Genomic DNA, 14,723 nt, shown 5'->3' with positions numbered 1-14,723 from the left:
GTCGTGGCTGCGTCGGGTGTCCTACCCCCAGCCGGGTACCACCATCACCAGCCACACCACCGCCGGAACCGCCGCCACGACGATCCCGCCGTAGGCCATGAGCTGCCGGAAGAAGCGCTCGCGGTCCACGTCCGGGGCGGCGGCGAGGACCAGGGCGCCGTTGGTGGAGAAGGGGCTGACGTCCACCACCGTCGCCGACACGGCGAGCGCGGCGACCATGCCCACGGCGCCGATCTCGCCCTGCGCCAGGAACGGCACCGCGAGCGGGATCAGCGCGCCCATGATGCCGACGGACGAGGCGAAGGCGGACACGATCGCGCCGATGTAGCAGAGCAGCACCGCCGCGAGCAGCGGGACGCCGATGCCGCCGACGCCCTCCCCGGCCCAGGTGATGGTGCCCATCTCGTCCAGGACGCCGACGTAGGTGAGGACGCCGCAGATCAGCAGGACCGTCGGCCAGGCGATCTCGGTGACCGCGCGGCGGCTGACGTCCGGCCAGACGGTGCTCAGCACGACCGCGAGGGTGATGGCGGTGAGGCCCGCGTCCAGGTCGAAGCCGAGGACGGCGACGACGAGCGCGACCAGGCAGACGAGGGTGGCGATCACCGGGGCGGTGAGCGGGACGGCGGCGGCCGGGGCGTCGGTGCGGGCGAGCGTGGAGGCGGGGGCGGTACGGGTGCCTCCGCCTGCGGACCCGCCGCCCGCGGTACCACCCGGCTCCTCTTCACCCTCGCCCGGGGAGGCGGCCGGCTCCGCGACCGTCCCCTGCCGCCACAGCTTCGGCCCGCCGCACACGGCGAACACCACCGCCGCGATGACCAGGTTCGCCAGCAGGGAGGCGAGGAACAGCGTGATCTCGCTGCCGGGCAGCTTCTCCCGCTCGACGATGCCGTTGACGATCGAGCCGTAGATGCTGATCGGCGAGAAGCCGCCGGCCTGGGCGCCGTGCACCACCATCGCGCCCATCAGCAGCGGGCTGATGCCGTACCGGGCGGCGAAGCTCAGGGCGATCGGCGCGACGATCGCGACCGCGGCCGGGCTGACCGCGCCGATCGCGGTGAGCGCGCCGGTCAGGGCGAACATCACCCAGGGGATCAGCGCCACCCGCCCCCGCACCAGCCGCACGGCCGCGTGCACCAGCCAGTCGGTGGTGCCGTTGGCGCGCGCCAGGGCGAACAGGTAGGTGACGCCGACGAGGACGACGAACAGGTCGCCGGGGAAGCCGGCGAAGACGCCGTCCGCGTCGAGGTCGGCGACGAGCGTGCCGACCCCGAAGGCGGCGGCGAAGGCGAGTGCCCCCATGTTCACGGAGCGGGTGGTGGCGATGACGAACACCACCGCGAGGACGAGGACGGAGAGGAGTTCGGGGGACATGCGGGGCTCCCGAGTGGCTGAGTGGCTGAACCACTTTGCGGCGCTGGAATGGCGAAGTCCGTTCGGTCGCACAGCGTGCGGCCCGCGCGGAGGCCCGTCAAGGGGTCGCGCATGAATTGGCTCAGCCACTCGTCCACTCGTGAGGACCCGGTGCTAATCTCCCCGCGAAAGGGGGACCGCCGTGACCGACGCCCTGCGCCCGATGGCGAGACAGCGCCTGTACGAACAGGTTCTGGACCGGCTGCGCCAGTACGTCGCCGAGGGCGGCCTGCGCGCCGGGGACCGCCTTCCGCCCGAGCGGGACCTGGCCCAGCGGCTCGGCGTGAGCCGCGCCTCCGTGAAGCAGGCGATCGTCGTGCTGGAGGTTCAGGGGCTGGTCGAGGCCCGGCACGGCGGCGGCACCTACCTGGTCCGCGACAGCCTGGACGTCGAGCCGGTGGAGCGGATGGTGGAGCGGCGCCGGAGGCTGCCGGACGTGCTGGAGGCGCGGGAGGCCCTGGAGACCAAGCTCGCCGAACTGGCCGCCGAGCGGCGCACGGACGACGACCTGGCCGCGCTGCGGTCCGCGCTCACGCACATGGCCGAGGAGATCGAGGCGGGCGGCGCGGGCGTGGAGGGCGACCGCCGGTTCCACGCGGCGGTGACGGCGGCCGCGCACAGCGCCCTGCTCGCGGAGTTCATGCGCTCCATCGCCGAGCAGATCGCCGAGAGCCGCACCGAGTCCCTGCGCCAGCCCGGCCGCCCCCACCGCTCCCTCGCCCAGCACCAGGCGATCCTCGACGCGATCGCCGACGGTCGCCCCCGGCAGGCCGCCGCCGCCATGCGCCGCCACGTCCGCACGGTCGCCAAGGTGCGTCTGCTGGACTGGGACCCGGAGGAGGACCGCTAGGCGTCGCCTTCCACCTGCGGTTGTTAGCCTCCTTGCGGAGCCGAGGTGGTCGTGGGAGGGGTGAGGCGGCGTGGTGCGTGTCGCGCTGGTGACCTGTGCGGACGGGCCCGACGTGGCCGAGGACCGGGATCTGCCGGTGCTGGTGCGGGCGTTGGACGAGGCAGGGGCGGAGGCGTCCGCCGAGGTGTGGGACGACGGCCGCGTCGACTGGGCCCGCTTCGACCTCGCCGTGATCCGCTCCACCTGGGACTACAGCTGGCGGGCGGCCGAGTTCACCGCGTGGGCCGAGCGGTGCGGGGGGCTGACCCGGCTGGCCAATCCGGCGGACGTGGTGCGCTGGAACACAGACAAGCGCTACCTCGCGGACCTCGCGGCGGCCGGGGTGCCCGTGGTGGAGACGCGGTACCTGGCGCCCGGGGACTCCGTGGAGCTCCCGGACGGCATCGAGTTCGTGGTGAAGCCGGCCTCCGGCGCCGGCGCCCGGTTCGCCGCCCGCTACACCCCCGACGAGCACGACACCGCCGTACGGCACGTCCGGCGCCTGCACGACGACGGGTTCACGGCGATGGTGCAGCCGTACGTGCGGGCCATCGACAGCGGCGGGGAGCGGGCGCTGCAGTTCTTCGACGGGAAGCTGCTGCACGCCAGCAGGAAGGGTCCGGTGCTCGCCCCCGGCACTCCCTACGACCAGCGGAAGACCGCCCACCCCGGGCTGACCGACTGGACCCCCACGGCGGACGAACTCGCTGTCGCGGATGCCGCGTTGTCCGCCGTGCCCGGCGAACCCGAGCTGCTGTACGCGCGGGTGGACCTGGTGGACGGCGACGACGGGCGGCCCCGGGTGATGGAGCTGGAGCTGGTCGAGCCGAACCTGTTCCTGTGGCTGCACCCCGAGTCGCTGCCCGTGGTCGCCGAGCGGATCATCGAGGCGGCGCGCCGCTGACGCCCGTCCGCTGGAGCAGCCCCCAGGTGAACTCCGCGGCCACCTCGTGAGACCGGCCCTCCGCGTCCGGGGCGGTGAACGCAAGCCCCCACCGGGTGGGCGCCGACCCCTCCAGTGGGCGGGCCGGGGCGAAGGCGCGGGCCACCTCGTCCACCGTGCACGACCAGGGCGTGAGATCGTCCAGCGTGCGCAGCGCGGGCGCGGGCGCGCCCGGGGCGCGGACCAGCCACTCGTTCCACACCGCGCCCCCGCCCGCCGGGGTCAGCGCCTCGAAGCGCAGGTCCGGCCAGAGCGGCAGCGGCCACCGCCACGCCTCGCAGTCCAGGTCGCCGACCCGGCGCGGGGTACGCGACTCCGGCTCGCCCAGCACCGACCGGTACCGGGAGAGGGCCGGGCGGGGGCGCGGCGAGCGGACCATCGCCTGCCAGCGCCGGTTCGCCTCCCGCATGTCGGCGAGGGAGGCGCCCAGCGCGCGCCGGGCGTCCTCCACCAGGCCGGGGTTGTGGTCGGCCATGCGGCGCAGCAGCACCAGCTGGAAGTGGAACGGGGTGAACGGTTCAGGTGGGCGTCGTCCGGTGGGCACGTGACCCATCGTCGCCCACCGGAGGCTCTCCCGGGCGGCGGCCGTCCGGGAGGAACAGCACCGAGTTGACGTAGCGGGGGCCGCGCAGCCGCTCGGAGGGGAGGATCCGGCGCAGCAGCCCGTGCGTGGCGACGTACGCGGTGCGCTCCTGATGGGCCTCCAACGGGAAGCGGGACAGGGGGATCCAGGTGCCGGCGGGCAGCACCCAGCCGTCGTAGCCCAGCAGGGACAGGTACGTCACCACCGGGGCGATCGGCTGGATGCGCGACTCCAGTTCGACGAACAGGGCCGGCCGGTCGCGGGCGAGGATGCCGGTCGCCCCGCGCAGCACCGCCGGCTCGTTGCCGTCCACGTCGATCTTCAGGAAGCCGACGTCGCGCAGGCCCAGGTCGTCCAGGGCGACGCAGGTGACGTCCAGGGCGTGGCCGTGGACGTCCCGGCGGACCAGCGACGACACGCCCCGGGCGCCGGTGTCGTCGTCCGGCAGCCACAGCCGGGCGATGCCGGGCCGGTCGGAGGCGGCCGCGCGGATGACCCGTACGTTCGGCGGGGCGGTCGCGCCCAGCAGCCGGGCCAGGCGCGGCACGGGCTCCAGGGTGACCACCCGGCGGGCGCGGCGGGCCAGCCGGTGCGTCCACGGGCCGTACCAGGCGCCGACGTCCACCGCCGTGTCGCAGCCCGGCGGGCACAGGTCGGCGAGGCGGGCCAGCTCCGGCTCGAAGCGCGGGTAGACCGCGCGGGCCGTCGCCGCCACCGCGCGCGCGGGCAGCACGGACGCCGCCCGCGCCGCGAGCGAGCGCCGCCCGGTCACGGCGCGGTCCCCGGGGCCTCGGCCGCGCGGGCCAGCAGCCGCTCGTGCTCCTCCTCCGGTACCTGTTCACCGGACGACGGCAGCAGCTGCGGGATGCCGTCGACGACCGGGTAACGGCGTCGCAGCCGCGGGTTGTACAGCGCCTCCCCGTCCCCGTCCCCGTCCCCGTCGTCCGCGGCGAGCAGCCGCAGCGGCCCCTTGTCGAGCGGGCAGGCGAGAATCCTCAGCAGCGGGTCGTCGTGCTTCATGGTGTCGTCAACTCCTCGGTCCGGCGGGGGTTCGCGGCGCGGTGTCGTGCTTGGGCATGGCGAGCAGCACGGTCACCGCGAGGACGGTGCCGAGTACGCGCAGCGCCAGCCGCAGCGGCTCGTCCGGGAGTTCCTCGCCGAACGACAGCGTGCCGAGCACCGCCGTGAACAGGCACGTCACGGTCGTGCACACCGGCACGATCAGCGAGGCACGGCAGCGCTGCAGCGCCGCCTGCGACATCACGAGCCCGAACGCCCCGGTGAACAGCAGCAGATACGGGTACGGGGAGCGCAGCAGCGCGAGGGCCGACGCGCCGACTCCGCCGGTCGTCAGGTGGCTGGAGACGCCTTTCACGGCGAGTGAGCTGACCCCGTAGAGCAGGCCGACGGCGATGCCGTACTCGACACCGGTGGTGGGCAGCCGGTGCCGGTGGCGGGCGTTGCGCTCGGCGGACGAGTACAGCCACACCCCTGCCGCCAGCGCCGGCACGCACACCAGCAGGATCAGCGGGTACGGCGCGTCCCGGCCCACCGTGTCGGCGTCCGCTCCGCTCTCCCGCAGCGACAGCACCACCATCAGCAGCGCCAGCAGGATCGCGCCGAGCGCGTACCGCTCCCGGCCGCTGGTCTCCTCGCCCAGCAGCCGCGCCGACAGCAGCACCAGCAGCACCAGACCGGACACGAACAGGCCCTGCGCGGCGGCGATCGGCAGGGTGCGGTACACGGCGAGCTGCGCCGCGAACCCGGCCGCGAGGGCGAGCGAGCCGCCGATCCACAGCGGGCTGCCCAGCACCAGCCGCAGCAGCCGGGCCGGCCGCCGCACCGTCACCTCGGGCAGCGCGCCCAGCGCCCGCTTCTCCAGCACGAACCCCGCGCTGTACAGGACGTTCGCCAGCAGCGCCGCGGCCACTCCCCACCACATGTCCCCCGGCCTCCCTCACGTCCGCCGCGCGTGCAGCAGCAGGATCGACGCGAGTGACGGCGCGGCGCAGGCCAGCCGGTCCAGCGGCCGCAGCACCCGCGGCACCCCGTGGAACGGCGCCCCCTCCAGCGCCACGACGGCGAAGCCGGACGCGGCGACGAACTCCCGCAGCGCGCGGGCCGTGTACAGCCGCAGATGTCCGACCACCTCCGCGCCCGGCCGGCCGTGGACGGAGCGCAGGCTCACCTCGGAGAACACCGGCTGCACCCCGGCGAGCAGCAGGGCGCGGTTGTACCAGGCCGCCAGGTTCGGCGTGGAGAGCATGAGGTGGCCGCCCGGCCGCAGCACCCGGCGGATCTCGTCGAGCGCCGCGTCCGGGTCGACCAGATGCTCCAGCACCTCGCTGAACAGCACCGCGTCCGCCGCACCCGACGCGAACGGCAGGCCCCCGCCGCCGAGTTCGCCGCGCACCGCGTACGGCAGCCGGGTGCGCGCCCGGGCGAGGGCGTCCTGCGACCAGTCCACGCCGATCAGCCGGTGGCCGCGCAGCAGCGGGGCGGCGGTGGCGGCCGCGCTGCCGTCGCCGCAGCCGATGTCCAGGACCGTACGCGGACCCGACGCGTCGGCCGGACCCAGCGCGCGGGCCAGCATGCGGGCCTGGCGCAGAGTCCGGGACGGACCCGAGGCGACCGGCACGGCGGGGTTCTCGTAGAAGTCGCGCAGCCCGGGGGGCGGGGACGGCGTGCCGGGGGAGGGGGATGCGGTGGTCGTCACTCAGGTCGCCTCCGTGGTCCGCAGGTGGTGCGCGAACAGCTCGCACAGACGCGCGCCGTCGCCGTCCCCGAGCAGCGCGTTCGACCACCGCAGCGCCAGATGCAGCCGGCCCGCCGTGGACGCGGTGGTGAAGGTCAGCCCGCGCGGCATCCGGGCGGGCGCCGAGAACCACACGGCCCGCGCCCGGCCGGCGTCGTCACCGAAGTCCAGCGGGTACGGGACGCGGCCGATGTTGCTGAGCAGCGTGGTCGACGTCCACGGCGCCGCCGCCCGGCGCAGCCCCCGGGTCAGCGCGGCCCGGCAGGCGACCGGGGCCCACGGCGCGGTCAGCAGGGCGGCGCCGTGCCCGAGCTGGGGGCGGGGGAGAGCCTTGAGGGCGCGGGTGCGCAGGGCGGTACGGCGCAGCAGCTCCGGCACCGCGTACGCGTCCAGCTCCTCCGGGGCGAAGACCACGTCGACCAGGCGGGTGCCGTTGCCGATCGGCATGCCGCTGTCCCGGGGCCGGCCGTCCACCGGCATGGTGATCCGCAGCGGCCGGCGCCGCCCGGCGCCGCGTTCCCGGTTCCAGTGCGCCACGCTCAGCGCGGTGGCCGCCATCAGCTGGTCGTTCACCGTGTACGGGGCGCCCTGCGGGCGGCGCGGCAGCGGCAGTTCCGTGACGATCAGCCCGTTGCCGGGCGCGGGGCCGGGCGCGCCGCGCGCCACCCGGGCCGGGCGGATCCACGGGGACAGGGTGTCCGGCGGGACGGGCGGCGCGTCCGGGGGACGGACGGGCGGGGCGGCCGGCTCGTTGTCCCGCCCGCCGTACAGCCCGGCTGCGGTGGCCAGCACGCGCAGACAGGAGGGGCCGTCCATCGCGGTGTGGTGGACGGTCAGGACCAGGACGGTGCCCTCCGCCGCCCCGCGCACGGCTTCCAGCCGGACCGGCGGCGACACGGTGAGCGGGGGCGCGGCGCGCAGCGCCCGGACGCGGGCGTCCCGCAGGGCGTGCTCGCCCGGCACCGGGAAGCTCACGGGCCCCGCGTCCGGCCCGTCGGTCGGCTCCCACGCGTAACGCCTCCGGTACCAGCGCCCGGGTGCCTCCCGCACCAGACTCCGAGGATGCCGCCGCAACGCCTCGCCGAAGGCCTTGCGCAGCCGACCCGGATCCACCTCACCGGGCAGGTGCACCTCGATGTGGACGGTCTCCGGTTCCTCGTGCCGGAGACAGTGCCGGGAGATCTCGTCGACGACGGAGAAGGGGATGGTGCCGCCCGGGCGGGCGTGCGCGCTCATGCGGGATCTCCCGCGCCGGGGTCGGTGGGGCTTTCGGCCCCTCGGGTGGTGGGGTCTACGGCCCTCGGACGTGCTGGGTCTGTGGGACCGTCAGGCTTCGGGCGTTCGTGGCTCATGGGGCTCGGACCCGCCGCACCAGCGGTTCCCGGATGCGTGGAGGCTCCGGATCCGCGGTGGGCGGAGCCCGTCGGGCCTCCGGCGCCCGGGCGGGCGTGCGCGGTCATGCGGGACCTCCCGCGGTGGGGTTGGTGGGGCCTCCGGCGCCCGGGCGGGCGTGCGCGGTCATGCGGGACCTCCCGCGGTGGGGTTGGTGGGGCCTCCGGCGCCCGGGCGGGCGTGCGCGGTCATGCGGGACCTCCCGCGGTGGGGTTGGTGGGGCCTCCGGCGTCCAGGTGGGTGTGCGCGGTCATGCGGGACCTCCCGTGCCGGGGTCGATGGGGCCTTCGGCCCCTCGGGTGGTGGGGCTTTCGGTTCCCGGGCGTGCGGGGCCTCCCGGTCCGCGTCCTCCCTGGCCGCCGCGTGACGGAAGCGGTGGCAGGAACGGGCGTACCCGGGCCGCCGGGGGCGGGTACGTCGGCCGGGACGCGGCGGCTGGGTCCGCCGGGGTGGGCAGCAGGGCCGTGGCTCCCGGGTCGCCGGCCAAGTGGCCGGTGCCGTGCCCACCGGCCGCCGGCGCCCCCGTGCCTCCCTCCTCCGGGCCCGGCCCCTCGCCGGCAGGCGTCTCGTCCCATTCCCGGTCCGTGCCCAGGGTCACCAGCCCCGCGAACAGGCCGGTCAAGGACAGCACTTGGGCCACGTGTCCGAATGCCCCCTCGCCCGCGGTCACCGCGCCCCCCGCGCCCACCGCCGCCGTGAGGCCCGCTCCCGTGAGGGTGGCGAAGGCCAGCGGAGGGAGCAGGGAGCGGCGGCGCCAGGCGAGAAGGGCCAAGGGCGGGAGCAGCAGGGCCCACCAGCCCGCGACCACCACGCCCGTCAGCGCCACCACGACCGTGCCCAGCCACACCCCGGGGGCGGCCGGGGACGCCGGTCGGAGGCCGTCGGGGTTCTCCGCGCGGCGGCGCCACAGCAGCAGGCCCGCCAGCACCACGATCCCGGCGCCGCTCGCGACCAGTGCGGCGCCGTACGTCGTGGCGGGCCCGTAGGAGAGCGTCACCGTGCCGCCCTCGCCCGCCGGGACGAGCCAGCCCTGCTGCCAGCCGTCCAGCCGCAGCGGGGTCAGCTCCTCTCCGTCGAGGGTGGCCTTCCAGCCGTCGTTGTGGTTCTCGTGCGTCGTCAGGTACGAGGCGGCGCCGGGTCCGACGCGCACCTCGCGGCGGTCGCCCGCCCAGTCCCGCACCCGCAGGTCGCGCCCGGTGGCCGCGCGGTCCGGCACGGTCCCCAGGGTGAGCGTCACCTCGGTGGCGGTCAGCGGTCCCGCGTCGTCCGCCTCGATCTCGTGCGGCCCCGCGGCGAGTTCGAACCCGGGGACGGTCCGTCCGTCGCGGCACGGCGTCACCTCGACGGGACGCCGCTCCACCAGATCCCGTACGGCGCCGCGCACGGCGGTGTCGTACCGCTCGCCGTCCACCGTCAGCGCCGGCCCCTTGCCGCACGCCAGCGAGAACGCAGGGTCGCCCTTCGGCTGCTCCGTGCGGAGGTCGTCCAGCGCGGGGACGTACGCCTCCGTCAGGCCGACCGGCAGCTGGAGGTCCTCGCCCACCGCCGGGTTGTGCACGGTGAGCGGGGCGGTGCGGGTGACCGTGATGTCGAGGCGGTCGGTGGTCATCGGCGGGAACCGCACCCAGCCGTTGTCGTCGACGCCCGCCACCACCGCGCCGGCCGGGGACGTGATCCGTACCTCTGCGGCCCGCGCGGACAGCCCGCCGGCGGGCGCCAGCACCAGTTCGCCGATCCGCCGCTTCCCCGGCCAGCTCAGCCGGACGCTCGGGTCGTCGCCCGCGATCCACGCGGTGGTCAGGTCCCCGTCGGTGAGGTTCCGCGCGGACAGGCCCGCGCCCAGCCGTGCCGTGGAGGCCGCCGTCGCGACGATCCTCCGCCGCTGCTCGGGCGCGACCTCGTACAGCAGCCGGTCCAGCGCCTCGCCCGGCACCGCCACCGCGCGCGCCCGCACCGCGTACGTCCCGGCCTGGCCGGCGTCGACGATCCGGCGCAGCCCCGACTCGCTGCCGGCGAGGGACAGCCCGGTGGGGTCGGCGGCCCGGTGCAGCGACACGATCCGCGCCGGGGCCGCCGTGCCCTTGCCGTCCTCGGGCAGCCGCAGCAGCCGCGTCACCTTCACGCCGGGCAGCTCCACCTCGGAGAACCCGGCGCCGGTGACGCCGGGGCGGGGCACGGTCGAGCCGGTGATCGTGAGCTTCATCCAGCGGGTCGGGCCCGCGGGCGCGTCGATCCGCTCCCGCTCGCCGTCGACGCGCAGGAACGACGTCGCGGAGCCGTTCTCCGTCTCCACCCGCACCTCGGTCGGCGCCGCCCGCACCCCGTTCTGGGGGAGCGGGGTGACGCGGAGGGCGTCCGGCATGTCGTAGCGGCCGTCGAAGGCGATCCGCAGCCACTGCCCGTCCGGGGAGTCCTCGGCGCCCTCGGCCCAGCCGGTCGCCGGGTCGCCGTCGAAGGCGTGCACCGGGTCGTACTGCGGCAGGTGGAACAGCCAGTTGCCGTAGGAGGACGCCGACACCTCGCGGGCGCCGCGCAGTTCGGCCACCGTCTGGTGCTCCTCGCCCGCCACGGGGAGGATCTGCCGGGGCCGTTCGCCCGGGTCCTGGGCGGCGTCGGGCGCGTTGCGCTCGTCGGGCGTGTACGTGTACGAGGTGTGGGAGTTGACCAGCCCGAAGCGGGTGTCCGCCCGGCGCAGCCCGTCGCCGGTCACCCGCACGGCAGGGGCGCCGAGACCCGGATGCGCGTCGCCGGCCAGCACGGCGGGCCGGCCACGCAGCTCCTGAGCCGGCGGCAGCAGCGACTCGGGCCCACCCGACACCACGGCCGTGTCGGCCACCGGCAGCAGTCCCGCCCGGCCCGGCCTGGGCACGTCCGTGCCGGCCGGGCGGTAGATCTCCACCGCGCGCTGCCGCGGGTACAGGCCCTCCACCTGGAGCGGGGTGCCCGGGGCGATGATCCCGCCGGTCGTCACGGGGCCCAGGCCCTCGACCCGCTCGTACCCGGACTGCTCCAGGGCGCGCTTCACCGTCGCCGTGGGCACCTGTCCGAGCTGGTCCGGGTCGAGGTCGTTGCGGACGACGACGTGGTGCACGCCCGCCCGGGCCAGGTAGTCCGCGAGGCCCGGAACCTCCCCGCCGGTCAGCAGCGCCTGCTCCACCGCGTCCAGGGCCCGCCGGTTGCCGGGCGTGCCGAAGGGCACGTAGTCGCGCTGCGCCCAGGGGGAGCCGGCGACCACGTCGAGCGGCTGGTCGATCGTCGATCCCCAGGTGTGGATGCCGTGCGCGGTCGCCGGCACCACCAGGGCGCGCGCGTCCGGCGAGTTCTGCTCCAGCCAGTCGGCGGTGGCCCGCCAGTACGCGGGGATCTCCCGGAACGAGCCGGGACCGAGCACCTTGCCGCCGATGTACGGCCAGGCCAGCCCCGGCAGCACCAGCACCGCCGCGAGCAGGGCCGCCGTCCGCGCCCCCGGCCGCCGGCGCGTCCCCCGGCCCGGCACGCCCCGCCCGGCGAGGTGCGCCAGACCGAGGACGAGCGCCAGCGCCAGGCCCGTCTGGAACTTGTAGACGTTCCGGAACGGCGACAGCCGGCCGTCCAGCCAGTCCTGCACCGTCCCGTGGAACGGCCCGCCGGACGCGCCGCCGTATCCGGCGAGCAGCACCAGCACGGCCGCCACCACGGTCAGCACGAGCCAGCGCCGCTCCGGCATGTCCCGCCGGGCCAGGCCCGCGAGCCCGAGGCCCGCCGCGCACGCCGAGCAGACGATCACGAGCGCCGAGGACGCGACCGCCCAGCCGGCCGGCAGCCACGGCTCGCCGAAGTGCAGATACGCCACCCAGTTCCCTGCGCCGCGCAGCGCCTCCGTCGCCGCCATCGTGTCGGTGGTGGTGCGCGCGGTCTCGATGTACGGGAGGAAGTTCTCCCCGTGGACGCCGAGCAGCAGCAGCGGGATCCACCACCAGGCGGTCGCCACCGCCACCGCGGGCGCCCACCACGCGATCAGCCTCCACTTCCGCGCACCCGGCGGACGGGACAGCAGATACAGCCCGACCGGCAGCAGCGACGCCAGCGTGGAGGCCGCGTTGACGCCGCCCATGAACGGCACGAGGAGCGCCGACCGCAGCGCCGCGACCCGGGCCGTGTACCGCTGGTCGGCCAGCGGCAGCAGCACCCACGGCAGCAGCGCACCGGGCAGCGCGGCGGCCGACGTGGACCCGACGACCGCGGTGAACACCGGCCACAGCGCGTACGCCGCCGCGGCGACCGGCCGGGACGCGCCGCTGCCGACGCGCAGCCGCTCCGCGAGCCGCAGCGCGCCCCAGAACGCGGCCGTCACGATCAGCGACATCCACAGCCGCTCCGCCAGCCACACCGGCAGCCGCACCAGGTCGGCCAGCCAGTAGTACGGCAGCATCGGCCACAGATAGCCGGTGTACTGGTCGGCGATCCCGCCGAACGAGCCCCGGCTCTGCCACAACTGGCCCAGGTCGGCCAGGAACCGTCCCGGGTCGACGGTGACGCCGAGCTTGGTGTCGAAGGTCTGCCGTCCCGGCCGCACCGCCAGGAACAGCGCGAACACCGCCGCCCAGAAGCCGAGCAGCCAGCGGCGCGAGCGCGGGCCGCCCGGCGGTCCCGCCGCCGTGGGGCCGGCCGGGACGGCGGTGGGAGGGGGAGCCTGGACCGTGGTCGTCATGCGGGGCACCGCCGGAGGATGAGGAGGAGGTTCCAGGTGGCGAACTCGCGGAGGCCGGGCACCCGCACCACGGTCTCCGTCAGGAAGGGCCAGTAACGGGAGCGCGCGGAGACGATCCGCACGTCGTCACGGGCGCGCACCTGGCGCAGGGTGGGGCCGACGTGCACGGCGAACAGGTTCTCGCCGAGGGTGTGCTTCGCGGGCCGGCCGGTGCGGCGCTCGTACCGGGCGCGGGCCCGCCCGGCGCCCAGGTAGTGCCAGGGCGCCCACTCGTGACCGCCCCACGGGGACAGCCAGTTGGTGAACGACACGTAGATCAGCCCGCCCGGCCGGGTCACCCGCACCAGCTCGCTGAGGAAGGTCCCCGGATCGGCCACGTGCTCCAGCACGTTGGAGGAGAACGTGACGTCCGCGGCCCCGTCGGCGAGCGGCAGCAGATAGCCGTCCGCGACCACCGCGCCCTCGGGCGGCTTCTCGCCCAGCTCCCGCGCGTCGGGCTCCAACAGGCAGGCGAGCGCGCCCCGGGCGCGGAACTCACGGGTGAAATACCCGCCGCCGCCGCCGACGTCCGCGACGACCCGCCCGGCCACCGGCCCGTCGTACGCCTCCACCTGGTCGACGGCGTCACGGGCGAGCAGGGCGTAGCAGGCGTCCGGGTCGTCCTGCTCGCGCAGGAAGGCGCGGAACAGCGCGAGGGAGCGCCGCAGGGACGGATCCTTGCCGGTTCCCGGCAACGTGCCGGTGCGTCCCGGAGGGCGGAACCGTGTCACCGCGCGGCCTCCCGGGCGACCGCCAGGAACTGGCGCACGGTGTGCTCCCACCGGTAGCGGGCGGCGACGTCCCGTGCCGCCTTGCCCATGTGGGCGCGCCGTTCCGGGGCCAGGGCGAGGGAGATCCACGCGGCGGCGAAGGAGGACTCGCCGCGGGCGAGCACCCCCGTCTCGCCGTCCCGCACGGAGTCGCGCAGCCCGGGCACGTCGAAGGCGACCGCAGGGGTCTCCCGGGCCGCGGCCTCGGTGACGACGAGACCCCACCCCTCCACGGCGGAGGGGTGCAGCAGCAGCCAGGCCGCGCACAGCAGCCGGTGCTTCTCCGCCTCGGAGACGTGCCCGGTGAAGCGGACGCCGGGCCCGGCGAGCCGCTCCAGACGCTCCCGTTCGGGCCCGTCGCCGACGATCACCAGGGTGCCGCCGGTGACCGGCCGCACCCGCTCCCACAGTCGCAGCAGCAGGTCGATCCGCTTGTACTCGACGAGCCGGCCCACCGCCACGAACAGCGGCTCCGGGGAGCGTTCGGTGCGCGGGCCCGGCTCGGCGACCCCGTTGTGCACCACGCGGATCCGCTCCCGCGGGACGCCGATGCGCTGGAGGGCGTGCGCCGTGGACGGGGACACCGCGACGACCAGGCCGTGCCGGTGCGCCCCGGTGAGGGCCCAGTGCTCCAGCTTCCGGCCGAGCCGTGCGGCCGGGGCCAGCGGGCCGCCGAACCGCATCCGCCACAGGTCGGTGTGCACATGGTTGACCAGGCACAGGGTGGGCCCGCGGTGCCACAGCGGCGCGAGGTACGGCATGCCGTTGCAGACCTCGACCAGCAGGTCGCAGTCGCCGACCTGCCGGGCGAACGCGGAACGGGCGCGCAGGTAGTGGTCGTAGGGTCCGCCCGCCGACACCACCCGGTAGTCGCGGAAGGCCGCGGGCCCGCCGCACAACAGGGTGACCTGGTGGCCCCGTCCGGTCAGGCCGTCGGCGAGACGGTCGACCAGCAGCTCGGAGCCGCCTGCGGACGGACTGCCCAGGTCCCGGTGGGCGAGGAAGGCGATCCGGCGCGGGTGTGGGGGGAGCGCCGGGGAGGGCTGCTGCGCGCCGGGGAGCGCTGTGCGCAGCGAGGACGGCACGTGCTGGGGCATCGGTGCTCCAACTCGTCTCGGTGTGATTCGGCGTGGGGAGGAACGCGGGGTGGTGCACAGGGGGTGGGGCGGGGCCGGCGGCCCCGGGACCGGGGTCCTGAGGAGGACCCCGGGACGTCCTGGGAGGGGGGTGTGGACGGTCTGTGTGTGGG

General features: G+C 76.0%; 12 protein-coding genes. 2 read left to right on the top strand and 10 right to left on the bottom strand.

Annotated features, from left to right (window positions below; genetic code table 11):
• Positions 1 to 21: 21 nt before the first annotated feature.
• The gene (locus MTR79_RS27095) at positions 22 to 1,374 is read right to left on the bottom strand and encodes an SLC13 family permease (protein WP_244792149.1); all 1,353 of its coding nucleotides are present in this window, start codon (positions 1,372 to 1,374) and stop codon (positions 22 to 24) included.
• 181 nt (positions 1,375 to 1,555) lie between these two features.
• On the opposite strand from MTR79_RS27095, the gene MTR79_RS27090 reads away from it, so the two are divergent.
• Together MTR79_RS27090 and MTR79_RS27085 are read left to right on the top strand one after the other, a co-directional pair.
• A complete protein-coding gene (locus tag MTR79_RS27090; protein ID WP_086699029.1) occupies positions 1,556 to 2,263 on the top strand; it encodes a FadR/GntR family transcriptional regulator in 708 nt (235 codons plus the stop codon).
• 70 nt (positions 2,264 to 2,333) lie between these two features.
• Positions 2,334 to 3,206 (top strand): hypothetical protein, encoded by an 873-nt coding sequence (locus MTR79_RS27085; protein WP_189365958.1) that lies wholly within the window; start codon positions 2,334 to 2,336, stop codon positions 3,204 to 3,206.
• Here the strand turns inward: MTR79_RS27085 and MTR79_RS27080 are convergent.
• From MTR79_RS27080 to MTR79_RS27040, 9 genes are all read right to left on the bottom strand, one after another.
• The gene (locus MTR79_RS27080) at positions 3,184 to 3,798 is read right to left on the bottom strand and encodes a hypothetical protein (RefSeq protein WP_189365959.1); all 615 of its coding nucleotides are present in this window, start codon (positions 3,796 to 3,798) and stop codon (positions 3,184 to 3,186) included. The genes MTR79_RS27085 and MTR79_RS27080 overlap by 23 nt on opposite strands.
• The gene (locus MTR79_RS27075) at positions 3,764 to 4,600 is read right to left on the bottom strand and encodes an FkbM family methyltransferase (protein ID WP_086699025.1); all 837 of its coding nucleotides are present in this window, start codon (positions 4,598 to 4,600) and stop codon (positions 3,764 to 3,766) included. Before MTR79_RS27075 ends, MTR79_RS27080 begins: the two co-directional genes overlap by 35 nt.
• Positions 4,597 to 4,848: a Trm112 family protein gene (locus tag MTR79_RS27070; RefSeq protein ID WP_086699023.1), complete on the bottom strand. Its 252-nt coding sequence runs from the start codon at positions 4,846 to 4,848 to the stop codon at positions 4,597 to 4,599. Before MTR79_RS27070 ends, MTR79_RS27075 begins: the two co-directional genes overlap by 4 nt.
• Before the next feature lie 7 nt (positions 4,849 to 4,855).
• Positions 4,856 to 5,758, bottom strand: a complete 903-nt coding sequence (locus tag MTR79_RS27065; RefSeq protein WP_244793312.1) for a hypothetical protein — start codon at positions 5,756 to 5,758, stop codon at positions 4,856 to 4,858.
• 27 nt (positions 5,759 to 5,785) lie between these two features.
• Positions 5,786 to 6,544, bottom strand: coding sequence for a class I SAM-dependent methyltransferase (locus MTR79_RS27060; protein ID WP_189365960.1), 759 nt, complete (start codon positions 6,542 to 6,544; stop codon positions 5,786 to 5,788).
• The gene (locus tag MTR79_RS27055; protein ID WP_244792148.1) at positions 6,545 to 7,819 is read right to left on the bottom strand and encodes a condensation protein; all 1,275 of its coding nucleotides are present in this window, start codon (positions 7,817 to 7,819) and stop codon (positions 6,545 to 6,547) included.
• Between the two features lie 406 nt (positions 7,820 to 8,225).
• Positions 8,226 to 12,665 carry an alpha-(1->3)-arabinofuranosyltransferase family protein gene (locus MTR79_RS27050; RefSeq protein ID WP_244792147.1) on the bottom strand — a complete coding sequence of 1,480 codons (4,440 nt, stop codon included), beginning with the start codon at positions 12,663 to 12,665 and terminating at the stop codon, positions 8,226 to 8,228.
• A complete protein-coding gene (locus MTR79_RS27045) occupies positions 12,662 to 13,435 on the bottom strand; it encodes a class I SAM-dependent methyltransferase (protein WP_244792146.1) in 774 nt (257 codons plus the stop codon). Before MTR79_RS27045 ends, MTR79_RS27050 begins: the two co-directional genes overlap by 4 nt.
• Positions 13,432 to 14,571, bottom strand: a complete 1,140-nt coding sequence (locus MTR79_RS27040) for a glycosyltransferase family 4 protein (RefSeq protein WP_189365154.1) — start codon at positions 14,569 to 14,571, stop codon at positions 13,432 to 13,434. The genes MTR79_RS27045 and MTR79_RS27040 overlap by 4 nt, the downstream gene beginning before the upstream one ends.
• Positions 14,572 to 14,723 lie beyond the last annotated feature (152 nt).

It is taken from the genome of Streptomyces sp. BJ20 (assembly GCF_022869105.1).
Lineage (GTDB): Bacteria > Actinomycetota > Actinomycetes > Streptomycetales > Streptomycetaceae > Streptomyces > Streptomyces griseoincarnatus.
The sequence above is the reverse complement of the archived record's forward strand: the minus strand, read 5'-3'. Positions and strand labels throughout refer to the sequence as shown.